We start from the raw sequence: 23,154 nt of genomic DNA, 5'->3' as shown, positions 1-23,154 counted from the left end.
TGCGGATACGGCTTACGACCGCTTAACCATTCACCCCTAAGCCGACCCGTCGAAGTTCGTCGCGCGGCGCCCATGCGTCCTGTGATCCAGCGAACTGGGGGCAGTGATGATGGTTGATGTGGCGCGAGAGCCTTGCGGAAAGCTTAACGATCGGCGGCCGGGGCTGTTGATGTCCTGTTCCAGCCTGGCGATGTTCGCGTCGGCGACCGCGCTGTCGATCGGGATCCCGTCACCGGCCGCGGCACAGTGCGTCCAGTGCGGCGGCGGCAGCGCGGCGAGCAACAGTACCGCGACGGGCGACGGCGCTACCGCCTCGGGCGGGCAGAGCACCGCCACGGGGCAGTCCTCGCAGGCAAGCGGCAATTATGCGACGGCGACCGGCCAGAGCAGCAATGCCTCGTCGGACTACGCCACCGCGACCGGACAAGGCGCGAACGCCAACGGCTACGCGAGTACGGCGACGGGGGCGAGCTCCTACGCAAGCGGCAACAGCAGCACGGCGACGGGCTATGGCGCCAATGCGTCCGACACCGGCACCGCGACCGGCGCGAACGCCACCGCCTACTATTATGGCACGGCGACGGGTCAGGGCGCGACGACAAGCAGCTATTTCGGTACCGCGACCGGTCAGGGCGCCAACGCATATGGCTATTACGCCACCGCGAACGGATCGGGCGCGCAGGCAGGCGAGTATGCGACGGCGATTGGCGCCCAGTCAAACGCGAGCGGTTACTATTCGTTCGCCGCCGGTTACGGCACCAGTGCAAACGGCTATTTTTCTTTCGCCGCCGGCTACGGTGCCAACGCAACAGATTATGCAATGGCGAACGGTACGTACGCGAACGCCGGACAATTCGGTGCCACAGCGAGCGGCTATGGCGCCAACGCGCAAGGCTATCTCAGCACTGCCACCGGCTTCGGCGCCGGCGCTTACGGCTATTACTCAACGGCAACGGGCTCCAGCGCCAATGCATCCAGCGACGGCGGGACGGCGACCGGTTACTCCGCCAATGCAACGCAGTACGCGACGGCGACGGGCTATGGCGCCTATGCGGGGGGCTATGGCAGCACGGCCACCGGCTACGGCGCCTATGCCAGCAACAGCTATGCCACCGCGATCGGCCAAGGCGCACAGGCGTATGGCGCAAATAGCACTGCGACGGGTCAGGGCGCGCGCGCGAACGGCGACTATGCCACGGCCAACGGCACGAGCGCCGCGGCGCTCGGCACCCGCGGCATCGCGTTCGGCGCGAATGCGTCGGCGGGAGCGAACTACGCCACCGCACTCGGTTCGGGCGCGTCGGCATCGGGGGTGGGCGCGATCGCGCTGGGCGGCAACACCACCGCCTCGGCCGCCGCGAGCGGCGTCAACGCAATCGCCATCGGCGGCCAATCGGTCGCGTCCTATGATGGCGCGGTCGCAATGGGGCTGCAGGCGCAGGCGCGTCAGGGTCGCGCGGTCGCGATCGGCGCGGGGAACACGGCGAGCGGCGATGGCGCGGTCGGGCTGGGTACGGGGGCCGTCAGCACCGGCCGCGGTTCGGTCGCGCTCGGTTATGGCGCGCTCGCCAACAGCGCGGGTGCTGCGAGCGATGTCGGGGCGGTCGCGATCGGCGACGGCGCGACGGCCAGCTATCAGCGCGGCGTCGCGATTGGCGCGGGCAGCGTCACGCGGGCAACACTCACCGATCTGGTAGCGCTGACGGCGTACAATCCGGGTCCGACGGTGCTGCCGAGCGCCAACCCGGTCGGCGAAGTGTCGATCGGCGCGACCGGTGCGACCCGGCGGCTGACCAATCTTGCGGCCGGCTCCGCGCCCACCGATGCGGTCAATGTCGCACAGCTGTCGAGTCTGGCCGATCGCGCCACCAACGATGAGGCGACCTATACCAACCTCATCACCAAGACCAATCTGGAGCTGGGCGGCCTGTCGGGCAGCGTCACCACGCTGAGCACGCAGGTGGCGGCGAACACCGCCTCCAACACGGCGCTGGCGACGCAGATCGGCACGATCGATGCGCGCACCGCGGCGACCGCGGGCAGCCTGAGCGGGCTGGCCGGGCAGGTCGGGGCGCTCGACGTGCGGACCACGGCCAATGACGCGGCGACCACCGCGCTGGCGACCAGTGTCGGCACGCTCGGCTCGCAGGTCACGCATACCAGCGGCGCACTTGCCACGACCAACGCGCAGGTCACCGCCAATACCGATCTGATCGCGCGGCATGGCAGCCAGATTTCCGGGCTGACCAGCGGCATGACCGCGCTCGACGCGCGCACCACGGCGACCGAAACGACAACCGCCACGCTCGGCAGCAATCTCGGCACGCTGACGACGCAGGTCAATCAGGCCGGCGCGCAGCTCACGGCCACAACGGCGCAGGTGATGGCGAACACCGCGACGATCGCGCAGCAGGCGGGCCAGCTTACCGCAGTCTCGACACAGGCGGCACAGACCACGGCCCAGCTCGCGACGACGAACACGCAAGTCGGCGCCAACACCGCCATGATCGCGCAGCAGGGCAGCCAGATTGCGGGACTGACCAACAGCGTCACCGGGCTCGACACGCGCATCACGGCCAACGCCGCGAGCATCGCGGCGGTGTCCGGCCAGGTGGGTGCCCTCGATGCGCGCACCACGGCGACGGAAGCGGCGACGGCGGGGCTGGCGACGAGCGTCGGCACGCTGACGTCGCAGGTCAACCAGACCAGCGCGCAGCTCACCGCCACGACCGCGCAGACGACGGCGAACGCCGCCGCGATCGGCCAGCAGGCGGGTCAGATCGCGACGCTGGGCTCGCAGGCGGCGCAGACCACCGCCCAGCTCACGGCGACGACGGCGCAGGCGACCGCCAACGCCGCGGCGATCGCCCAGCATGGTGGCCAGCTGGTGACGTTGAGCAACAGCGTCGACCTGCTCGACACGCAGGTGACGGTGCACGGTCAGATGATCGCCGATACCGCCAGCCACGTCGCGCAGATCGACGCGCACGCAGCGGCGGTTGACGCCTATATGAGCGACACGACCGTGGTCGTCGCCGGGCTGTCGAGCGACGTCCGCGGCATGCAGGGCCAGGTCGGAACGCTGGGCAGCCGCGTCGACACCGCGATGACGATGGCGACGGCGGCGCAGGCCGCCGCACAGCAGGTCAGCGGCGATGCTGCTGCAGCGCGTGCCGCGGCGACCGAAGCGGTCGCCAACGGTGCCTATTTCCGCACCAACACCACCGGTGCAGCGCCGCTGGCGACCGGCACAAACGCCGTCGCGGCCGGTGCCGGCGCGATCGCCGACACCGACTCGGCCGTTGCGATCGGCGACGGCGCGCGGGCGACCGGCGGCAAGTCGGTCTCGGTCGGTTACGCCAACGTCGCGTCGGGCAATGGCGCGGTGGCGATCGGCGATCCCAACCTTGCGACCGGCACCGGGGCGGTGGCGGTCGGCGCCAACAACACCGCAACCGGTCAGGGCGCGGTGGCGATCGGCAACCAGTCGCAGGCGATCGGGCAATCGTCAGTCGCACTCGGCAACCTTGCCAGTGCGGGTCAAGCGGGCGCGGTCGCGATCGGCGACGGCGTGCAGACCGTCCGGGCCGGTCAGATCGCGCTCGGCGGCGCAGGATCGACGGTGACGCTCGCCGGCCTGGTGTCGGCGCAGAGCCGTGCCGCTCAGTCGGGCGCGCTCAGCCTGGTGACCACCGACGGCCTCGGCAATCTCTCAACATCGGCGCTCAATGTCGGCGAACTGGGCGGCTTGAGCGCCCGGACCTCGGCGCTGGAGGGCCGCGTCAGCCTGCTGGAGAACCAGTTCAACTCCTATGATGACCAGTTTCGTCAGGCCGCGGCGGGCGTGGCGGCGGCGATGGCGCTCGGCGGCACGGTGTTCCCGCCCGACTCCCGGCTGGCCGTCTCCTTCAACCTGGCCACTTATCGCAGCGAGCAGGGCTTTGCCGGCTCCGCCGTCGCGCGGGTCGTCGACCGGGTCTACCTGTCGGGCGGCATCGCCGGCTCGACCCGGCGCGGGTCTACCGGGGGCCGAGTAGGGGTGACGGTCGGATGGTAGGACGTCTCAGCACTGCGGCGCGGATCGGCGTCCGAACCGCGGGCGATGTGCTTAGTTAATTTTCTTTAACTTGCCGGCCCCGGTCGACCATGTTGTTCTATGCCTGACCGGTTGTCAGACTTGGGCAAGTGTGGAGCCGATCAGGGGGAATGATCGTGCGCGCTCCACGTTTCTGGGACTGGCTTGGTGCGGCCGCGGCTGTGCTGCCTTCCACGCCGGCGATGGCCCAGGCATCGACGTCCGTGCCGGCGGCCTCGACGGGGTGCACACCCCGACCAACGGCGGCCGGACTGTCGCCCGCCGAAATCTGCATGGCGCATCCGCCGGCGGGCGGCGACGAGAACGATGCCTATTACTTGGTCGACGCCGTGGTGGTGGCCGAGAGCGGGTTCGGGTCGAGCACGACCATCGAGGCGCGCTCGGCTGCCGGGCGGGCGCTGGACGGCATCATGAGCACCCTGCTCGGCCACCGTCGCGTGTCCACCCTCGATCTTTCGCTGGTCGTGCAGCAGGACACCACGACATATCCGGCGGTGCCGTTGATCCATTTCGAGCGCACCGATCGCGATCATTGGCAATCGTCGGTCAACGCTGGCTCTCGTACCCTGCTTCACCTCCTGCGGCCCGACGACACCTTTCACGCGACCGTGAGTTACGCGTTCAGCGTCACCGCCCATACCGATCCGGGCTCAGGCGTGCTGGGTCCGCTGGCAAGAAAACTGGTGACACCCGGGATCACGCCCATCCTGACGGCCGCCGCCGCCGCGGCGGACGTCGCGCTTCACCTGCCCAATGCAGACGTGCATGCAGGCTATAATACGCCGCTGGGGCCGTCCCGAAACGATCCGAGCCGGGTGCAGCTCGTCCTGACCAGCCCGTCCGGCATCCGGATCGCCACCATCACGCTGACGTTGCTCGGTACGCGCAGCTTGACCCGCCCGGCCGGCGATCTCGCCGCGCTAGACGACACGCGGCCCGCAGGCCGCGTCGACCTGGATACGATCGCCAGGGCCGTGCCGCTGAATGATGGCGGCAGCGGCCCCTTGCTCGGCACCGTCTTGGGATCGTCGACCACCTTATCTGCGGTGTTGGGCAGGCAGATGACGCCGGAAGCGCTGCACGACTTCTGTTTCAGCCTGAGCAAAGGAGCCACGGGCACCGTACCGTTCACGACATTCGACAGCCTGATGATCCGCGCCCGGCTGGTACAGATCGTCGCGGACGGCTTGCGGCCAAAGGTGAACCCGTATGTGCGGTGTTTCGGTCAACCCGAACGGGCGCTTATCGCCACGGGTCTGGGCATCAGCAACATCGAAGCCGCAGAGCCGGCGGCGGCCACGAGCCCTCCACCTGCGTCCGTTACGCCGCTGCCGCCTGAAAAGCAGTCACCGCCGTCGTAAGCGGCAGGACAGGTACAGTGCCGCATGCGGCCGAATGACGCACGCGCGGCCATCCGATCTGAACCTTCTGGTAGAGAGGCAGGCCATGATTTGGGGGCGTCCGGCGACAAAATGGCTTCCGCTCATCATGCTGATCCTGTTCGCACTGCCCGCAGCCGCGCGGGCCGATCAGGCGACGCATGTGCTGGCGATCAAGGCATCCGACATACCGTCGATGGGCGGCGAGGGAGCGCGATGTGCGTTGCGGGGCTGGCTGATCACCCTGCGACCGACATCGCCGGAGATCAGCATCATCTTTTCGTTGGGCAGTACTAACGACGCCGCGCAAGCGTCGCTGAGTTTCCATCGTGTCAGAGTGGGTGACCCCCCTTCGTCGGACACGGAGCTGGCAGGGCGGTGCGGCGGCGTGCCGATCCGGCGTGTCCGGATCTTCTGTCCCGAGCAAGGCTCCTTGTCCAACTCCTCCGCCTGCCGCGATTTTACCAAGGTCCGGGTGTTGGCGGTACCGCGTATCGCGCTGCGGCAGATCGACGGGCGAGGCCGGCACCGCCAACACTCCGCTGGCCGTCGTGGCGCGGCCGGTCCGCCGCCGCCCGACTGCGCGGGCGGCGCGCAGGCGCGTGCAGCGGCGCAGTCGCGCGCGGCAACACTCGACGTGGTGCCGTCGGGACTGCTCGGCGCGGCGCTGGACCGGCTGGCGGCGCTAGGCTGTCCGTTGCATGGTCACAGCACGATCGCAGTGGTCGACTTCTCGCGGCCCAGCGGTGTCCGGCGGTTGTGGCTGATCGATCTCGCCGATCCTGCGGCGATGCCGCTCGCGCTTTACGTCGCCCACGGCCGCTATAGCGACCCCGGCAACGAAGGCAGTGCCGATTATTTCAGCAACATTGACGGGTCGTACATGTCCTCGCTCGGCGCCTTCTCCGTAGAAAGCCGCGGTCACGATCCCGGGCATGACGCATTTCTGGCCATGCGCGGCTTTGACCCGAGCAACGACATCGCGCGTTCGCGCAAAATCTGGGTCCATACTACGCCGGACCTTCACGGCTATGTCAGTCCGTGGTTCCTTGCCCGGTACGGCCGGCTGGGCCGCAGCCGAGGCTGTTTCGTCGTCATGGTCAGGGATTTCGAGCGGGTAGCCCGGGCGCTGCGCGGCGGTGGTTTCCTGTTTGCGGGTCGCTCCGCTGATCTGTAGGAGACGGCGACCGGGGCTGGCCAGCTCCGCAGCAATTCCGGAGCTCGCCAGGCATGACTGTACCCACCACCGGCGCCAGCCAGGTGCTCGACCGCGTGCTCGTGCTGGAGATGGTGCGGGTGACGGAGGCGGCGGCGGTGGCGGCGTCGACCTTGGTTGGGCGGGGCGACGAAAAGGCGGCTGATGCGGCGGCGGTGGAGGCAATGCGCGCCGCGCTCAACGAGCTGGAGATCGACGGCACGGTCGTGATCGGCGAAGGCGAACGCGACGAGGCGCCGATGCTGTATATCGGTGAAAAGGTCGGCGCGGCGCAGGACGGCGGGCCGAAGATCGACATCGCGCTCGACCCGCTGGAGGGCACCACGATCTGCGCCAAAGCGGGGCCGAACAGCCTTGCGGTGCTGGCGATCGCCGAGGCGGGAGGACTGCTCAACGCACCCGACGTGTACATGGACAAGCTGGCGGTCGGACCGGGCTATCCCGAGGGCGTGATCGACCTCGACAAGTCACCGTCGGACAATGTCCGTGCCGTCGCCGCCGCCAAGGGCTGTACGCCGGGCGAGATCATCGCCTGCGTCCTGGACCGGCCGCGCCACGAGGCGCTGATCGCCGAGCTGCGCGCGCTGGGCTGCGGCATCATGCTGATCCCCGACGGCGACGTCGCCGGCGTGATCGCGACGACCAACCCCGATACCACCGTCGACATCTATATGGGGTCGGGCGGCGCGCCGGAGGGGGTGCTCGCCGCAGCGGCGCTGCGCTGCGTCGGGGGTCAGTTCAAGGGACGGCTGCTGTTCCGCAACGACGACGAGCGCGCACGCGCGGCCAAATGGGGTGTGACCGATCTCGACCGGCAATATGATCTGACCGACCTGGCGAAGGGCGACTGCATCTTCGCGGCCACCGGGGTGACCGACGGGTCGCTGCTCGACGGCGTCAAGCGCAAGGGCGGGCGGATGACCACCGAAAGCGTCGTGATGCGCGCCTCGTCGGGCACGGTGCGCTGGGTCGGGGGCGAACACCGGATTGGGTGAGCGGCTGCTCGCGGCGGGGCTTTTGCTCGTCGCGCTGGCGCCGCTCGCGTGGATGCTGTTCGGCCCCCGACGAAGCGCGCCTGCCGACCGTGGCCGCTATCCGATGGTGCTGGCGGCAAGCTGGCTGCGTTTCGGGCTGACCACGATCGTGGTGCTGGGCGTGATGGGGCGATGGTCCGCACTGGTGCTGCTGCCGCCCGAGTTCGCACCGGTGCAGGTACTGCTGGGTGTTCAGGAACTCGGCGCCGGGGAACGGCTGTACCTCGCGGGCGCGGGCGGGGTGGGGGTCGCGATCGGCGTCGCCGCCGGCCTGGTGTTGAGCGCCTGCCGTGCCTGGCGCGGGAAGCCCGAGGGCACGCTGTTCGGCGACGCGAGCGCGATACGGCCGGGCGAGCCGGGCGATCTCGGCTGGGCGGCGGCGGTGGCGGTCACGGCCGGGCTGACCGAGGAGGCGTATTTCCGCCTGCTGCTGCCGCTGCTGATGGTGCAGGTCGCGGGCGATGCTGTGGTCGCGTTCGGCGTCGCGGCGTTGCTGTTCGGTGCCGCGCATCGCTATCAGGGCTGGCGCGGGATGGCGGCGACGGCGGTGGTCGCGCTGGGCTTGACGTCCTTCTACCTGACAACGGGAAGCCTGTGGGCCGCGATGGCCGTGCATGCGGCGGGCGATCTGGGGCATCTCGTGCTGCGGCCCGCAGTGCGGATGTCGATCCAGCGGCGGTGAGGTGAGCCGGCATTGTAGCGTTCGCCGCTTCGGCTAAGCTGACGCGATCCACCGGAGCCATGTCCATGCGCCTTGTCGCCGCTCTCCTCGCCGCCATCGCGCCACTCGCGCTGGGCGCCCAGACTCTGCCCCCCCCCGCCGCCCCAGCCGCCGTCCCCGCCGCGGCCGAGTCGCCCTTCACCTTCGAGGAAGTGATGATCCCGATGCGCGACGGCGTGCGGCTGCAGACGGTGATCTTCCGGCCCAGGAACACGACCGCGCCGCTGCCGATCCTGTTCCAGCGCACGCCCTATGGCGTCCCCGCCGCCGCGCCGACGCCGGCGCAGGCGGCGCGCTACGGATCGCTGATGACCGACGGCTATATCCTCGTCTTTCAGTCGATGCGCGGGCGATTCCGGTCGGAGGGCGTTTTCACGCTGTCGACGGCAATCCATGTGGATAGCACCGGCAGGGGCGACCGTCACGCGACCGACGAGTCGACCGACGCCTATGACTCGATCGACTGGCTGGTGAAGAACGTTCGGCCGAACAATGGCCGGGTCGGGATGTGGGGCGTGTCCTATCCCGGTTTCGCCGCGGCGATCGCGCTGGTCCACCCGCATCCGGCGTTAAAGGCGGTCAGCCCGCAGGCGGCGTGGATCGATTACTGGCAGTCGGACGACCTGCACCGCAACGGCGCGCTGCGGCTGACCTATGCGACGGACTGGGTGTCGTCGCTGCAGATGGCGAAGGACAATTGGACCTTCACTTATCCGACCACCGACACCTACGACTTCTTCCTGCAGCAGGGAAACGCGGAGGCGATTGATCGCAACTACCTCCACGGCGGCTCGGCGATGTTCACCGCGCTGCTCGACCATCCCAATCACGACGCATTCTACTCCGGCCAGCGCTGGTCGGACGCCCTGGGCCGGACGACGGTGCCGACGCTCAACGTCGCCGGCTTCTGGGACCAGGAAGACCCGTGGGGATCGTGGCGCATTTACGAGCGGCAGGCGCAGAACGACCCCGATCACCTGGCGCAGATGGTTGCGGGCCCGTGGAATCATGGCGGCTGGCAGGGCAGGGGCGACACCGTCGGTGGCGGCCGCGTGCCGATCGGCGCGGCGTCGGGCGAGGAATTCAAGGAGCAGATTCAGGCCCCGTTCTTCCGCTATTGGCTGCACGGCACGGCACGGGACCGCGGCCCGACTGGCGGGTCAAGATGTTCGAGTCAGGGTCGAACCAGTGGCGGACCTATGCCGCCTGGCCGCCCGCAGGCGCTACAGCGACGGCGCTGTACTTGCGCGCCGACGGCTCGCTATCCTTCACCGCGCCTGCGGCGGGGGAGGCGTGCCGCAGCTATGTCAGCGACCCCGTCAATCCCGTGCCGTTCCGCCTGCGGCCGATGTCGGGCACCTATCTGTCCCCCGACTGGCGGACCTGGGAGTCGGACGACCAGCGCTTTGTCGATCATCGGCCGGACGTGCTGAGCTGGGTATCAACGCCGCTCGATCACGATCTGGTCGTGACCGGCAGGCTGGCGGCGACGCTGATGGCGTCGACCAGCGGCACCGACAGCGATTTTGTCGTCAAGCTGATCGACGTGCTGCCCGGTGATGCCGAGCCCTATGACGCGCAGCACGGCCGGCCGGGCGACTATGCGCGTCAGCTCAACGGCTATCAGCTGCCGGTCGCGATGGAGGTGCGGCGCGGCCGGTTCCTCGCGAGCGACACCGCACCGCAGGCGCTGACGCCGAACCGCGTCATGGCCTGGGACGTGCCGCTGCGCGACCACGACCATGTCTTCAAGGCGGGGCACCGGATCATGGTGCAGGTCCAGTCGAGCTGGTTCCCGATGATCGACCGCAACCCGCAGACCTTCGTTCCCAACATCGCCCGGGCGCAGCCGGGGGATTACCGCCCGGCGGAACAGCGCATCTGCGCGGGGTCGAAGGTGACGCTGCCGGTGATGCGCTAGTTACTCGATCAGGTCGCGATCGAGTTCGAGCAGCTTGACGATCAGCCCGTCGGGACTGCGCAGCTGGAGCATGCGTCCGAACGCCTCATCGGCGACGCCGCGCTCGATCCGCTCGGGCGCCGTAGCGCGGAGCTGCGCCTCGATCCGGTCGAGCGGCGTGCGGCTGGTGAACTGCAGCTCCACCACACCCTCGCCGTTCGGCCCGGGCGGATGCGCGAGCAGGCTCAGCGTCCCGGTCCCGAAGCGCAGCAGCGCCCAGTCGCCGTCGCGGCTGCCGAACAGCCGCCGCCCGCCCAGCGCCTCGTAGAAGTCGAGCGCCGGCCCCATCGCCTCGACATGCACCATCGGCTGCACCGCGAGGTCGAACCCGGCAAGCGGATCAGGGTCGGTCATCGGCGGCTCCTCCGGCGAGATGATCCTCCAGCACGCGCTGGACGAGATCGGACAAGGACAGCTGGTCGTCGAGCGCGCGGCGCTTGATGCGGCGCACCAGATTGGGCGGCAGGTAGACGTTGAACTGCTGCTTGCGGCCGTCAGTCATATGCTAGCTTGCTAGCATACTAGCAAAGAATGACAAGGCGGCGACAAGATTTTCCAGCTCCGCCGCGGCAAAGCCGCGTCGTCGGTCATCGCTTGCGCGCCGCCGGCCGGGCTCGCCGCCGAGGCGCAAAATAGCGGCGCTATTTCGCTGCGGCGAGCCTAGTTCTTCAACCGCCACCCCGTCTTGAAGACCCATGCGATCACCGCGAGGCACAGCAGCAGGAACGCTGCGGTCGCCGCCAGGCTGAAGACGATCGGCACGTCGCCGCGGCCGAAGAAGCTCCAGCGGAAGCCGCTGACCAGATACACGACCGGGTTGAACAGGCTCACCGTCCGCCACGGCTGCGGCAGCATGGTGATCGAGTAAAAGGCGCCGCCCAGGAAGGTCAGCGGCGTGATCAGCAGCGCGGGGACGAAGTTCAGCTGCTCGAAACCCTTCGCCCACACCCCGATGATGAAGCCGAACAGCGAGAAGGCGAGGCTGGTCAGCAGCAGAAACAGGATCGCGACGACCGGGTGCGCGACCGGCAGCGGCACGAAACAGGCGGCGGTGGCGAGGATGATCAGCCCCAGCACCACCGACTTGGTCGCCGCCGCGCCGACATAGCCGATCACCAGCTCAAACGCGGAGACCGGCGCCGACAGGATCTCGAAGATCGTGCCGGTGAACTTCGGGAAATAGATGCCGATGGACGCGTTGCTGATTGACTGCGTCAGGAGAGAGAGCATGACGAGCCCTGGCACGATGAAGCTGCCATAGCCGATGCCGTCGACGCTCGACATCCGGCTCCCGATCGCGCCGCCGAAGACGATGAAATACAGCGACGTGGTCAGCACCGGCGTGACGAGCGACTGCCACAGCGTGCGAAGCGCGCGCGCCATCTCGAAACGATAAATCGCCCAGATCGAGTGGAGATTCACGCCCGCTCCCCCACCAAATCGACGAAGATATCCTCCAGGCTGGACTTCGACGTCTCCAGGTCCCTGAACCCGATCCCCTGCTCGCGCAGCGCAGTCAGCAGCGAGGGGATGCCGGTCCGCTCCTCACGCGCGTCGAAGGTGTAGCGGAGCGTGCGGCCGTCATGCTCGATCGTCGGCGCCCAGCGTTCCAGCGCGGCGGGAACGGCGGTCAGCGGCTCGGCCAGCGTCAGGTCGAGCCGGCGTTTGCCCAGCTTCGCCATCAGCGCCGCCTTGTCATCGACGAGCAGCAGCCGTCCCTTGTCGATCACGCCCACCCGGTCGGCCATCTCCTCGGCCTCCTCGATGTAATGCGTGGTGAGGATAACGGTGGTGCCCTGCGCGCGCAGGCGGTGGACCAGCGCCCACATGTCGCGGCGCAGCGCCACGTCGACGCCCGCGGTCGGCTCGTCTAGGAACAGGATCGCCGGTTCGTGCGCCAGCGCCTTGGCGATGAGGACGCGGCGCTTCATGCCGCCCGACAGCTCCATGATCTTGGCGTCGCGTTTGTCCCACAGCGACAGGTCGCGCAGCACCTGTTCGATATGGGCATCGTGCGCGGCGAGGCCGAACAGACGCCGGCTAAACCTGACGGTCGCGAGCACCGTCTCGAACATGTCGACCGACAGCTCCTGCGGCACCAGCCCGATGGTGCGCCGCGCGGACTTGTAGTCGCGCTGCGCGTCGTGTCCGGCGACGGTGACGGTTCCCGCCGACGGCGTGACAATGCCGCAGATGATCGAGATCAGCGTCGTCTTGCCCGCGCCATTGGGCCCGAGCAGCGCGAAAATCTCGCCCTTGCGGATCGCGAGATCGGTCGCGTGCAGCGCGACGACACCGCTCGCATAGGTCTTGGCGACATCGGCGACGGCGAGGATGGTTTCGGTCACGTCACGGATGTAGGCGCGTGCGGCCCGGCCCGCCAGTGCGCCGCCGGCAGCCTAGCGGCGGCGCGCGGCGCGGATCGCGTCCTCCAGTACTTCGACCGGCTGCGCGCCCGCCAGCACCCGGTCACCGATCACCCAGCTGGGCGTGCCGTTGAGATTGAGGAGGCTCGCCAGCTGCAGGTTGCGCGCAATCTCGGCGTCGGCATCCCCCGGGACGCGCGCCGGATCGACGCCCGCGTCCTTCGCGGCGGCCTTGATGGTGGCGGCGCTGACCGGGCCGGCGGCATAGAGCGCGGCGTGGAAGCGGCGGTACTGTGCAGGGCCGGTCGCCGCCGCCGCCAGGCTGACCCGGGCGGCGGTGCGGCTTTCGTCGGACAGGATCGGCAGCTCGCGATACACCAGCCGGACGCCGGGATTGCGGGCGAGCATCTGCTGCAGCGCGGGCAGGCTGGCGCGGCAGAACCCGCAATTATAGTCGAAATACTCGACCACGGTGACATCGCCCCGCGCGTTGCCGGCCCAGCCACCGGCATAGGGGCGCACGATCGCGTCGCGATGCGCGGCGATGAGTTTGCTCGACTCGCGATCCTGCAGCGCCTGCATCGCCTCGGTAATGACCTCGGGATGCGCGAGCAGATAGGCGCGGACCTGCGGCCCGACTATGCCGCCGGGCTGCGCCTGGTCGAGCGCATAGACCGTGCCCGCCCCGGCCAGCGCGCCGACCAGCGCGACGGCGGACAGTACCCAGCTTTTCAGCGGCATTGGCGCAGGCGCCGGTTCGCCGCGCACTGCGCGTTCTGGGAAGCCATTGCGATGTCCTGCGCCCTGATCCAGTCCGGCGTGTTGGCGGGCAGGTTTGCCATCGCATAACGCGCGCTAGCCTGTGCGGTGCGCTGGTCGTTGGTCATGCTCGCGCGCTCGGCCGTCGCCAGCGCCGCCCGCGCGGTGTCACCGGTCAGCTCGTAAACCGTGCCGAGCTGCAGCCAGGCGAACGGGTTGTCGTCGTCACGCCCGACCGCGGTGCGCAGCACTCGCGTCGCCTCGGCATAGTTCGCGCGGTCTTCCGTTGCGATCAGTGCATGGCCGTAGGTGGTGGCGATCAGCGGATTATAGCGCGAATGCTCGGTCGCCAGCCGCAGCGGCGCGAGCGCGTCGCGCGGTCGCCCGGCTTCGAGCAGGATCTGGCCCTGCACTTCGAGGAAGTATGGATCGTCGGGCTGCGCGCGGACCAGGGCTGCGGCTTCGGCGTCAGCGCGGTCGGGCACGCCTTGCTTGTGATAGGCATAAGCGCGCGCGTAATGGGCATAAAGCGACTGGTCGGTGTCGGGATAGTCGCGCAGCGTGCGCTCGACCGGCATCGCATAGCCTTCCAGCTTCGCCTTGATGCGGCGGAACTGCTCGTCGAGCGCAGCGTCGGGGCGGGTGTTGTACGCGGGCGCGCGCTGCACGTCGCCGGTCAGGGTTTGGATACGGTCGCCGGACAGCGGGTGGGTTTGCATGAAGGGATCGATGTTGGCGATGCCGTAGCGATATTCCTGCTGCTGGAGCTTCTTGAAGAAGGACAGCATGCCGCGCCCGGTGATCCCCGCGGTGGTCAGGAAACGCAGGCCGGTCGCGTCGGCGGTCGCCTCCTGCACGCGGCTGAACGCGAGATAGCGACCCAGCGCCGCCTGCTGCCCCGCGGCGATGATCCCCGCCCCCGCCTCGCCGCCGCCCGCCGCCATCGTCGCAACGCCCAGCAGCATCGACAGCAGCGAGATGCCCATCGACGGCCGCGCGCCTGCATCGGCGAGGATGACGTGCCCGTCGGCGACGTGACCGAGCTCATGCGCCAGCACGCCCTGCACCTCATTGGCGTTGTCGGCGGCGAAGATCAGGCCCGAATTGACGTAGATCGTCTGGCCGCCCGCGGTGAAGGCGTTGATCTCCTCGTCCTGGATCAGCACCACCTTGACGTCACGCGGATCGAGACCGGCCGCGCGCGCGAGCGGGTCCATCATCGCCGCAAACCAGGCTTCGGTCTCCGCGTCGCGCAGGATCGATTGTTGCGCGGCGGCAGGCTGCGCCCAGAGTAGCGAGCAGGCCGTGAGCGCCGCAAGAGCGCGCTTCGCCTGTCGCAGGGGCGCACGGAGGAAGCGTCGGATCACGGACGTCGGCCTAGCAGGTTGCGCTGCGACAGGACAGCCGCGCAGTTGAACTGCAGGTGAAGGACCGCGCTGCCGGTGCGGCGCGGGACCGGTCAGCCGCCGCCGATCAGGACACCCGCGGCGACCACCAGCGCGCCGCCCAGCATCACCTTGGCGGCGGCGGACAGGGGTGGGGTGTCCATGTAGCGGAACTGGATCCAGGCAATGACGCCCAACTCGACCACCGCCACCAGCGCGGCGACGATGGTGGCGGTCCAGAAATCGCCGAGCAGGAAGGGCAGGGTATGCCCGACGCCGCCGGCGGTCGTCATCGCACCGCACACGAGACCGCGCAGCAACGGGGCCCCGCGCCCAGACAGCTTACCATCGTCGGCCAGCGCCTCGGCAAAGCCCATCGAGATGCCCGCGCCGATCGACGCCGCCATGCCGACCAGGAACGCATCATGGGGGTGGCGCGTCGCAAAGGCGGCGGCGAAGACCGGGGCAAGCGTGGAGACAGAGCCGTCCATCAGCCCGATCAGCCCCGGCTGAACGATCTGCAGCACGAAACGGCGGCGTGCCGCCTCGTCTTCGGCGACACGGCTGTCGCCCGGCAGGCGCCGGGCCTCGATCCCCGCGGCGGTCTTTAGATGGTCCTGTTCGGCAGCGGCGAGATCGCCGAGCAGCTTGCGGACCGCGGCATCGGCGGTGCGTTCGGCCGCCTGGCGATAGAACAGCCCGGCGGCGCGCTCCATCCGCTGTGCTTCGTCGCGGATCGCATCGATCCCGCGCCGGATGGTGGCGCGGGGCGATGCGGGCGCGTAGGCGCCGCGCAGGTCGCGGCGCGTGACATAGGGCATGTGTCGCCCGAACCGGCCGACATAGAGGTCGATCAGCGCACGCCGGTGCTCGTCCTCCTCGGCGGCCATGTCATCGAACAGGGCGGCGCTGTCGGGATAATGGCCGCGCAGATGTTCCGCGAAGTCGGCATAGATACGCCCGTCCTCCTCCTCGTTGGCGATGGCGACGGCCAGCACCTCGCGTTCGGAGAGTTCGTCGAAACGGCGCATGCGCAGCTACTAGCCGCGGCAGCGCCGCCGCACCAGTTTTTGGTCAAGTACCCCCCGCCAAGGCCTGGCGGGGGATTTCCTTACGCCCCGAAGGTGCGCTGCCACCAGCCGCGTCGCGGGGGGGCGGCAGCTTCGGCATCGGCTGACGCACCGTCTTCGAGCGTGCCGTCCTGGCCGGTCGCAAGTGTCGCATCGGCAGGGTCGTCAGCGTCGTTCGCCGCCTCCGGCGGCGGCGGCGCGTCGACGGCTTCGGCCATAGGCTGCTCCACCACCTCGGCCGGGGCCGCTTCGCCCGTCGCCGTGACCGCCTTGCGGCGTGAGCGGCGCTTGGGCGCCGGTGCCTCGTCTTCTGCCGGACCGGCGTCCGCCGGAACAGCTTCCGCCGCGGTTTCGGCTTCAGCCGCCACCGGCTTGCGGCGCGCGCGGCGGGGCTTCGCGGGGGCTTCCCCGACGAACTCGGCAGCCGGTGCCGCGCTCGCCTCCCTCGACACTTCAATGTCGGCGGTCGGCGCCGCGGCGTCGCTCGTCACCTCAGCCTCGGCGACAACGGTACGAGCGCGGCGACGGCGCGGCCGGGAGCGTGCTTCGTCCTCCACCGATGCAGGTGCGGTCGGCGGCAGGTCGAGCGGGCTAACGACATGGCCTGCGTCGGCCGCTTCGATCGTCTCGGGCTCGGCCTCGTCAGACGGTGCGGCGCCCTCGTCACCATGGTCGCCAGTCGCGCCGGTCTCGCGGCCCTCGCCGCGACGTCCTCCCCGGCGACCCCGACGACCGCGGCGGCGACGGCTATCCTCACCGCCCTGCTCGGCAGCGCGATCATCGCCGCGATCGCCGCCCTCCTGCGGTTCGCCGATGCCGGCCGGCTGCTCGCCGGCGAACTCGGCCTGTTCTTCCGACCCTTCGAGCTCGTCCGACGGATCGAGCGCCTCACCGGCCTCGCCCGGCTGGTCGCCGCCGTCGCGACGGCCGCCGCGTCGCCGGCGGCGGCGGCGCTTGCGTCCGCCTTCGCCGTCTCCCTCGCCAGCCCGCTCTTCACGAGGGCGTGGCTGCTCGGTGCGCTCCTCGTCCGCTTCCTCGATCTCGTCCTCTTCGACCTCGTCGAGAACGTCGTCATCTTCCTCGACGACCAGCGCCTCGATCCGGGGTGCATGAGCGGGGGGCGGGCCGGAGACCTCGACGGCCATCCGCGCGCCTTCTTCCTCGCGGTCGGGGAGGATTTCGACCTGGACGCCGTAACGGTCCTCGATCTCGGCGATGTCCGCACGCTTGCGGTTGAGGACGTAGACGGCGGCTTCCTGCGAAGCGCGCAGCGTGATGCACGAGCCGCGGCCGCGGGCGGCCTCGTCCTCGATCAGCCGCAGCGCCGACAGCCCCGCCGACGCTGCGGTACGGACCAGCCCGGTGCCTTCGCAATGCGGGCAGCCGCGGGTCGACGCCTCCAGCACCCCCGTGCGCAGCCGCTGGCGGCTCATTTCCATCAGCCCGAACGAGCTGATCCGGCCGACCTGGATACGGGCGCGGTCGTCCTTCAGCGCCTCTTTCATCGCCTTCTCGACCTTCCGGACGTTGGATCCCATGTCCATGTCGATGAAGTCGATGACGACGAGGCCCGCCATGTCGCGCAGGCGGAGCTGGCGCGCGATCTCCTGCGCGGCTTCCAGGTTAGTTGCGGTCGCGGTCTGCTCGATATTGTGCTCGCGCGTCGAGCGGCCCGAGTTGATGTCGATCGACACCAAAGCCTCGGTAGGGTTGATGACGAGATAGCCGCCCGACTTCAGCTGGACGACGGGGTTGTACATCGCGGCCAGCTGATCCTCGACACCCGCACGTTGGTAGAGCGGTACCGCGTCGGCATATTGCTTCACGCGACGCGCATGCGACGGCATCAGCAGCTTCATGAAGTCCTTGGCGTGGCGATAGCCGTCCTCGCCCTCGACGATCACCTCGTCGATGTCCTTGTTGTAGATGTCGCGGATCGCGCGCTTGACCAGGTCGCTGTCGCCATAGACCAGCGCCGGGGCGGAAGATTTGAGCGTGTTCTCGCGAATCTCGTCCCACAGCCGGGCGAGATAGTCGAAGTCGCGCTTGATCTCGACGCGGGTGCGCTGCAGCCCCGCGGTGCGCACGATGCAGCCCATCGAGGGCGGCAGCTGCAGGTCGGCCATGATCGACTTGAGCCGCTTGCGATCGCCCGCATTGCTGATCTTGCGGCTGATGCCGCCGCCGTGCGACGTGTTGGGCATCAGCACGCAGTACCGCCCGGCCAGCGACAGATAGGTCGTCAGCGCCGCTCCCTTGTTGCCGCGCTCTTCCTTGACGACCTGAACCAGCAGCACCTGGCGGCGGTGAATGACGTCCTGGATCTTGTAGCGGCGGCGCAGGTTCATGCGGCGCTGACGCAGCGCCTCGACCTGATCGTCACCATTGCGCCCGCCGGCGCGCGGACGCTCGGCGGCGTCTTCCTCCGCAGCGTCATGGTCTTCGTGATGGTCGGCATCGTCGTCGCCGGCCGAGCCTACCTCGTCGGCGGGGTCGTCCTCGTCGTCGCCGTCCGCATCGTCATCCTCGGCGTCCTGCCGCGCCCGCAGCTCCGCTTCCTCGGCGGCGTGCTCGGCCTCTTCGCGGAGCAGTGCTTCGCGATCCTCTTTGGGGATCTGGTAGTAGTCGGGATGGATTTCGCTGAAGGCAAGGAAGCCGTGGCGGTTGCCCCCATAATCAATGAACGCCGCCTGCAGCGACGGCTCGACCCGAGTTACTTTGGCGAGATAGATGTTGCCCTTGAGCTGCTTGCGCTCGGCGCTCTCGAAATCAAACTCCTCGATCCGGTTTCCCTTGACGACCGCCACGCGGGTTTCTTCCCGGTGGCGCGCGTCGATCAGCATGCGTGTGGTCATGTAAAGTTCTCCACGCACGCGCCAGCAAGGGGTGGCGCGCGCGCCAGTCAGGGGCGGCGGAAAGGCCGGCGGTGAGCCGGTTCCGCGCGCGATGGTGGGCAACTGCATCCGCTCGAGACGCATGCGCGGGTCGCAATGCCCTGCGCGCCCCGCAGCGCGAACGCCCGCCGGCCGGAGCCGGAAGGGTCGCGGGGCGGGATGGATATGTCATTCGAGCGTCAACCTGGTTGACCGCGTCAGAACGACGCGGCCGTTTTTGCGCCGACGAAAACGGTCGTTCCGCAACGGGAACGCACGGGCGCTGACCATCAGGTAGCATCGCCCTTTGCGTATCGCAACTGCGCGGCTTCGGCGATCAACACCGCGTTCCGGCGGCGCCTCATCGTGCATTAACCTTGCCTCGTTAATGATCGGTGGCGCGGTAGGACATCGTCCGGCGGGACCGTACCGGCGAGCATGCGAGGAGGGCGGTTTCAGGTCGGTGCCCTGCAACCGGCAAAGGCGACAGGGGTAAGCGTAGATGGAGTGGGGCTGGACGCAGACGGCACGATCGCGGCAGGGCCGGGCGATGCTGGCGTTGCTCGCGCTGTTGATCGGATGCTGGCCGGGCGGCGCACTCGCGGCCGCCGTCCAGAGTGTGCGCGTCGCGGACGGGCGCGTGATCGTTCGCTTCGATGCGCCGGTCGCCGATGCCGCCAGTCTGGTCGCGGCGGACACGCGACAAATCCTGATCCAGGTGACGGGCGCGACACCCGGGAGCGGCGGCCGCGCAGCGGGCGTTGTCGGCCGCATCCGTCAGCGCCGCTCGTCCGGCGGCGCACGCATCGCGCTCGACCTGCTGCGGCCGGCGGTGGTCGGTGATGCCGGGTTCGAGGCCGGCGGGCGGGAGCTGCGCCTCGAGCTGCAGCCCGCGTCGGCGGCGACCTTCACCGCGGCGGGCGAGGCGGGGTGGTCGCGCTATTTCCGCTTCTCGTTCGGGCGCCGCTCGACCTATCGCGTGGTCCAGAACGTGCCGCCGGCGAGCCCGCCGCCGCCGTTGCCGCGGGTCCGCGGTGACGGCGACCGGCCGCTGGTCGTGATCGACGCCGGGCATGGCGGGGTCGACCCGGGCGCGATCAACCCGGTGACCGGGTTGCGCGAGAAGGATGTGACCCTGCGCATCGCCAAGGCGATCCGCGACACGCTGCTCGCCAGCGGCCGGGTACGCGTGGCGCTGACCCGCGACGACGACCGCTATCTGGTGCTGCGCGAGCGGTTCGGCATTGCGCGCCGCCTTCACGCCGACCTGTTCATCTCGATCCACTGCGACAGCACCGCGGGCGAGGATGCGAGCGGCGCGTCGGTCTATACGCTGTCGGAGGTCGCGTCCGACAAGGAAGCCGCGCGGCTGGCGGCGCGGGAGAACCGGGCGGACGTGATCGGCGGTCTCGATCTCGGCGGCGAGGGCGCGGATGTCCGTTCGATCCTGATCGACCTGACGCAGCGCGACACGATGAACCAGTCCGCCGCCTTTGCCCAGCTGCTCGGCCGCGAGGCGCGCCCGCTGATCGCGACCAGACCCGTGTTTCATCGCATGGCGTCGCTGATGGTGCTGAAGGCGCCGGATCTGCCGAGCATCCTGTTCGAGACGGGCTATATCTCCAATCCGGCGGAGGCGGGGTTCCTCAACTCGGCTGAGGGGCGTAATCGTATTGCGGAAAGCGTCACCCGTGCGGTCGAGGTGCACTTCGCTCGACGGATGGCGGCACGGTAGCCGGGGTGACGCGCAGCGGGCGGGCTGCTAACGCCCGGCGCTGTCATGGCGTCCGCTGCTCCTTCTGCCGGTCTTGAGTCCGCACCCAAGCCGGCGGGAAGGCGGTGGCTGCGCCGGCTGGGGAGAGTGGCAGCGGTGGCGGCGCTGCTGTTCGGGCTTCTCATCCTCGCCGGCTGGTTCCTGTTCGCGCGCGACCTGCCGTCGGTCGACCGCCTGCGCACCTATGAGCCGCCATTGCCGACCAACATACGCGGCGCGGATGGCACGCCGATCCAGTCCTATGCGCGCGAGCGGCGGGTGGAGCTGTCGTTCGACGAATATCCCAGGCTGCTGATCGCCGCTTTCCTGTCGGCCGAGGACAAGACCTTCTTCTCGCACCACGGCGTCGACTATCCCGGCATCGCCTCGGCGCTTTGGGACAATCTCACCTCCGACCGGCGCGCGCGGGGCGCGTCGACGATCACGCAGCAGGTCGCCAAGAACCTGCTGGTCGGCAACGAGCGCAGCTACGCGCGCAAGGTGCGCGAAGCGATCCTGGCGTACCGGATCGAGGGCACCCTGACCAAGCAGCAGATCCTGGAGCTGTACCTCAACCAGATCGCGCTCGGGCGCAATGCGTTCGGGGTGGAGGCGGCGAGCCATGCTTATTTCGACAAGGAGCTGAACCAGCTCAGCCTCGCGCAGATGGCGTATCTGGCGATCTTGCCCAAGGGGCCCTCCAACTACGATCCGCTGCGCCACGCCGACCGGGCGCTCGAACGGCGGAATTACGTGCTGCGTGAGATGCTCAAGAACGGGTACATCAACGACGCCCAGTTCGCGCAGGCCAACACCGAGCCGCTCGGCACCGCGCCGCGCCAGCCGCCACGCAACGAGCGCGCAGGAAGCTATTTCACTGAGGAAGTCCGCCGCCAGCTGATCGCAAAGTTCGGCGAAACCGACCATGACGGGCCGTACAGCGTCTATGCCGGCGGGCTGTGGGTGCGCACGTCGCTTGACGGACGGTTGCAGGATCTGGCGCAGGAGGCATTGCGCGACGGACTGTTGCGCTATGCGTCGGGACGCGGCTGGTCCGGGCCGTTGGCGCACAAGGACATCACGCCCGATGACTGGCGGCAGGTGCTGCTCAACACCAATATCGCGCTCGACTACCAGAATTGGCGCGCGGCGATCGCGATCGCGCATGACGGCGACGGCTGGCGGCTGGGCTTTGCCGACGGGCAGGAGGCAGCGCTGCCCGACGCGCTCGCCGCGATGCCGCTGGTCGGGGTCGGCGGCAATGCCTGGCGCTCGATCCAGGCGGGCGACATCCTGGCGGTTGCGCCGATCGGCCAGCAGTTCGCGCTGCGCTCGGTGCCGCGCGTGTCGGGCGGGTTCGTGGTCGAGGAGCCGGGGACCGGCCGCGTCCTCGCCATGCAGGGCGGGTTCGACGCGCGGCTGCAGGCGTTCAACCGTGCGACGCAGGCGCTCCGCCAGCCCGGCTCGACGATCAAGCCGATCGTCTATTCGGCGGCGCTCGAAAACGGTATGACGCCCGCGTCGATCATCGTCGACGCGCCGTTCTGCGTCTATCAGGGCGCCCATCTGGGGCAGAAATGCTTCCGTAACTTCGGCAATCAGCCAGGCACCGGCCCGCACACGATGCGCTGGGGGATCGAGCAGAGCCGCAACCTGATGACAGTGCGCACCGCCGCCACGGTCGGCATGGGCCATGTCGTCGACACCATCAAGCGGATGGGGATCGGCAGCTATCAGCCTTATCTCGCGTTCGCGCTGGGCGCGGGCGACACCACCGTGCTGCGCATGGTCAACGCTTATGCGACGCTGGCGAACCAGGGGCGGATGCACACGCCGACGGTGATCGACTTCGTCCAGGACCGGCACGGCCGCGTGATCTGGCCCGACGCCTGGCGGCCCTGCGACGGCTGCAATGCGCCGGACTGGAACGGCAGGCCGATGCCGCGCCCCGCCGGCCGAACGCGCCAGGTGATCGATCCGCTGACCGCGTTCCAGATGGTCCACATCACCGAAGGCGTGATTCAGCGTGGCACCGCCACCGTGCTGCGCGATCTGAACCGGCCGATGTTCGGCAAGACCGGAACCACTACCGGGCCGACCAACGTCTGGTTCATCGGCGGGACGCCGCAATTCATCGGCGGGCTCTACATCGGTTACGATCAGCCCCGAAACCTGGGCGGCATCCAGGGGGGCACGTTCGCGGCGCCAATCTTCCGGCAGTTCGCCGTTCACGCCTATGACGGATTGGACAAGCTGCCGTTCCGTGCGCCCGCGGGCATCCGCATGGTGCGGATCGACCGCGCCAGCGGCCAGCCCGTCTATGGCGCATGGCCGACGCCGGACCCGCAGGCCTCGGTCATCTGGGAAGCGTTCAAGCCAGAAAGCGAACCGCGACGCGTGGCGCGGCATGGCGAGGCGATTCCAACCGCTGCGGCGACGGCGGCGCCGGTCCGACGGCGCCCGACGCCGTCCGATGGCGACTTCCTGCAGCGGCAGGGGGGTATCTACTAGCCGCGATCCCTGTATCGGCGGATGACCGGTC

Annotated in this window: 16 protein-coding genes and 1 pseudogene; 9 read left to right on the top strand and 8 right to left on the bottom strand. The window is 69.1% G+C overall.

Going from position 1 to position 23,154, the window contains the following annotated elements:
• The first annotated feature begins 169 nt into the window (after window positions 1-169).
• The 7 genes and pseudogenes from ACP2AD_RS13695 (at window position 170) to ACP2AD_RS13665 (ending at window position 10,367) form a co-directional block, all read left to right on the top strand.
• On the top strand, window positions 170-4,057 hold the full coding sequence (locus tag ACP2AD_RS13695; RefSeq protein ID WP_425230597.1) for a beta strand repeat-containing protein: 3,888 nt from the start codon (window positions 170-172) through the stop codon (window positions 4,055-4,057).
• A gap of 149 nt (window positions 4,058-4,206) precedes the next feature.
• Entirely contained in the window at window positions 4,207-5,457 is a 1,251-nt protein-coding gene (locus tag ACP2AD_RS13690) for a hypothetical protein (RefSeq protein ID WP_425230596.1), read from the top strand.
• A 34-nt stretch (window positions 5,458-5,491) separates the two neighbouring features.
• Window positions 5,492-6,652, top strand: a complete 1,161-nt coding sequence (locus ACP2AD_RS13685) for a murein L,D-transpeptidase catalytic domain-containing protein (RefSeq protein ID WP_425230595.1) — start codon at window positions 5,492-5,494, stop codon at window positions 6,650-6,652.
• 53 nt (window positions 6,653-6,705) lie between these two features.
• Entirely contained in the window at window positions 6,706-7,686 is a 981-nt protein-coding gene (gene glpX, locus ACP2AD_RS13680; RefSeq protein ID WP_425230594.1) for a class II fructose-bisphosphatase, read from the top strand.
• Entirely contained in the window at window positions 7,679-8,407 is a 729-nt protein-coding gene (locus ACP2AD_RS13675) for a CPBP family intramembrane glutamic endopeptidase (RefSeq protein WP_425230593.1), read from the top strand. The genes glpX and ACP2AD_RS13675 overlap by 8 nt, the downstream gene beginning before the upstream one ends.
• A 59-nt stretch (window positions 8,408-8,466) precedes the next feature.
• Window positions 8,467-9,528 (top strand): annotated as a pseudogene (locus tag ACP2AD_RS13670) (CocE/NonD family hydrolase); the annotation flags it as partial.
• Window positions 9,529-9,611: 83 nt separating this feature from the next.
• Window positions 9,612-10,367, top strand: a complete 756-nt coding sequence (locus ACP2AD_RS13665; protein ID WP_425230592.1) for a CocE/NonD family hydrolase — start codon at window positions 9,612-9,614, stop codon at window positions 10,365-10,367.
• Here ACP2AD_RS13665 and ACP2AD_RS13660 read toward each other — a convergent pair whose 3' ends face one another.
• The 8 genes from ACP2AD_RS13660 to ACP2AD_RS13625 form a co-directional block, all read right to left on the bottom strand.
• Window positions 10,368-10,760 (bottom strand): VOC family protein, encoded by a 393-nt coding sequence (locus ACP2AD_RS13660; protein WP_425230591.1) that lies wholly within the window; start codon window positions 10,758-10,760, stop codon window positions 10,368-10,370.
• The gene (locus ACP2AD_RS13655) at window positions 10,747-10,908 is read right to left on the bottom strand and encodes a hypothetical protein (RefSeq protein ID WP_425230590.1); all 162 of its coding nucleotides are present in this window, start codon (window positions 10,906-10,908) and stop codon (window positions 10,747-10,749) included. Before ACP2AD_RS13655 ends, ACP2AD_RS13660 begins: the two co-directional genes overlap by 14 nt.
• 158 nt (window positions 10,909-11,066) lie before the next feature.
• A complete protein-coding gene (locus tag ACP2AD_RS13650; RefSeq protein ID WP_425230589.1) occupies window positions 11,067-11,828 on the bottom strand; it encodes an ABC transporter permease in 762 nt (253 codons plus the stop codon).
• Window positions 11,825-12,754, bottom strand: a complete 930-nt coding sequence (locus ACP2AD_RS13645) for an ABC transporter ATP-binding protein (protein ID WP_425230588.1) — start codon at window positions 12,752-12,754, stop codon at window positions 11,825-11,827. The genes ACP2AD_RS13650 and ACP2AD_RS13645 overlap by 4 nt, the downstream gene beginning before the upstream one ends.
• A gap of 51 nt (window positions 12,755-12,805) precedes the next feature.
• On the bottom strand, window positions 12,806-13,513 hold the full coding sequence (locus ACP2AD_RS13640) for a DsbA family protein (RefSeq protein ID WP_425230587.1): 708 nt from the start codon (window positions 13,511-13,513) through the stop codon (window positions 12,806-12,808).
• The gene (locus ACP2AD_RS13635; RefSeq protein ID WP_425231178.1) at window positions 13,504-14,895 is read right to left on the bottom strand and encodes a M48 family metalloprotease; all 1,392 of its coding nucleotides are present in this window, start codon (window positions 14,893-14,895) and stop codon (window positions 13,504-13,506) included. The genes ACP2AD_RS13640 and ACP2AD_RS13635 overlap by 10 nt, the downstream gene beginning before the upstream one ends.
• Before the next feature lie 95 nt (window positions 14,896-14,990).
• On the bottom strand, window positions 14,991-15,947 hold the full coding sequence (gene mbfA, locus ACP2AD_RS13630) for an iron exporter MbfA (protein WP_425230586.1): 957 nt from the start codon (window positions 15,945-15,947) through the stop codon (window positions 14,991-14,993).
• Window positions 15,948-16,027: 80 nt separating this feature from the next.
• Window positions 16,028-18,829, bottom strand: coding sequence for an Rne/Rng family ribonuclease (locus tag ACP2AD_RS13625; protein ID WP_425231177.1), 2,802 nt, complete (start codon window positions 18,827-18,829; stop codon window positions 16,028-16,030).
• Between the two features lie 532 nt (window positions 18,830-19,361).
• On the opposite strand from ACP2AD_RS13625, the gene ACP2AD_RS13620 reads away from it, so the two are divergent.
• Window positions 19,362-20,594 carry an N-acetylmuramoyl-L-alanine amidase family protein gene (locus ACP2AD_RS13620; protein ID WP_425230585.1) on the top strand — a complete coding sequence of 411 codons (1,233 nt, stop codon included), beginning with the start codon at window positions 19,362-19,364 and terminating at the stop codon, window positions 20,592-20,594.
• 45 nt (window positions 20,595-20,639) lie between these two features.
• Window positions 20,640-23,123: a penicillin-binding protein 1A gene (locus tag ACP2AD_RS13615; protein WP_425230584.1), complete on the top strand. Its 2,484-nt coding sequence runs from the start codon at window positions 20,640-20,642 to the stop codon at window positions 23,121-23,123.
• The last annotated feature ends 31 nt before the right edge of the window (window positions 23,124-23,154 follow it).

It is taken from the genome of Sphingomonas sp. (assembly GCF_965248875.1).
GTDB lineage: Bacteria > Pseudomonadota > Alphaproteobacteria > Sphingomonadales > Sphingomonadaceae > Sphingomonas.
This window is presented reverse-complemented; position numbering and strand designations above follow the sequence as displayed.

Excerpts from the sequence above, each read along its gene's own strand:
- ACP2AD_RS13660 (WP_425230591.1), bottom strand. The coding sequence starts at position 10,760 with ATGACCGACCCTGATCCGCTTGCCGGGTTCGACCTCGCGGTGCAGCCG.
- ACP2AD_RS13690 (WP_425230596.1), top strand. The coding sequence starts at position 4,207 with ATGATCGTGCGCGCTCCACGTTTCTGGGACTGGCTTGGTGCGGCCGCG.
- ACP2AD_RS13685 (WP_425230595.1), top strand. The coding sequence starts at position 5,492 with ATGACGCACGCGCGGCCATCCGATCTGAACCTTCTGGTAGAGAGGCAG.
- ACP2AD_RS13615 (WP_425230584.1), top strand. The coding sequence starts at position 20,640 with ATGGCGTCCGCTGCTCCTTCTGCCGGTCTTGAGTCCGCACCCAAGCCG.
- ACP2AD_RS13695 (WP_425230597.1), top strand. The coding sequence starts at position 170 with ATGTCCTGTTCCAGCCTGGCGATGTTCGCGTCGGCGACCGCGCTGTCG.
- ACP2AD_RS13655 (WP_425230590.1), bottom strand. The coding sequence starts at position 10,908 with ATGACTGACGGCCGCAAGCAGCAGTTCAACGTCTACCTGCCGCCCAAT.
- ACP2AD_RS13665 (WP_425230592.1), top strand. The coding sequence starts at position 9,612 with ATGTTCGAGTCAGGGTCGAACCAGTGGCGGACCTATGCCGCCTGGCCG.
- ACP2AD_RS13620 (WP_425230585.1), top strand. The coding sequence starts at position 19,362 with ATGGAGTGGGGCTGGACGCAGACGGCACGATCGCGGCAGGGCCGGGCG.
- glpX (WP_425230594.1), top strand. The coding sequence starts at position 6,706 with ATGACTGTACCCACCACCGGCGCCAGCCAGGTGCTCGACCGCGTGCTC.
- ACP2AD_RS13640 (WP_425230587.1), bottom strand. The coding sequence starts at position 13,513 with ATGCCGCTGAAAAGCTGGGTACTGTCCGCCGTCGCGCTGGTCGGCGCG.
- mbfA (WP_425230586.1), bottom strand. The coding sequence starts at position 15,947 with ATGCGCCGTTTCGACGAACTCTCCGAACGCGAGGTGCTGGCCGTCGCC.
- ACP2AD_RS13625 (WP_425231177.1), bottom strand. The coding sequence starts at position 18,829 with ATGCTGATCGACGCGCGCCACCGGGAAGAAACCCGCGTGGCGGTCGTC.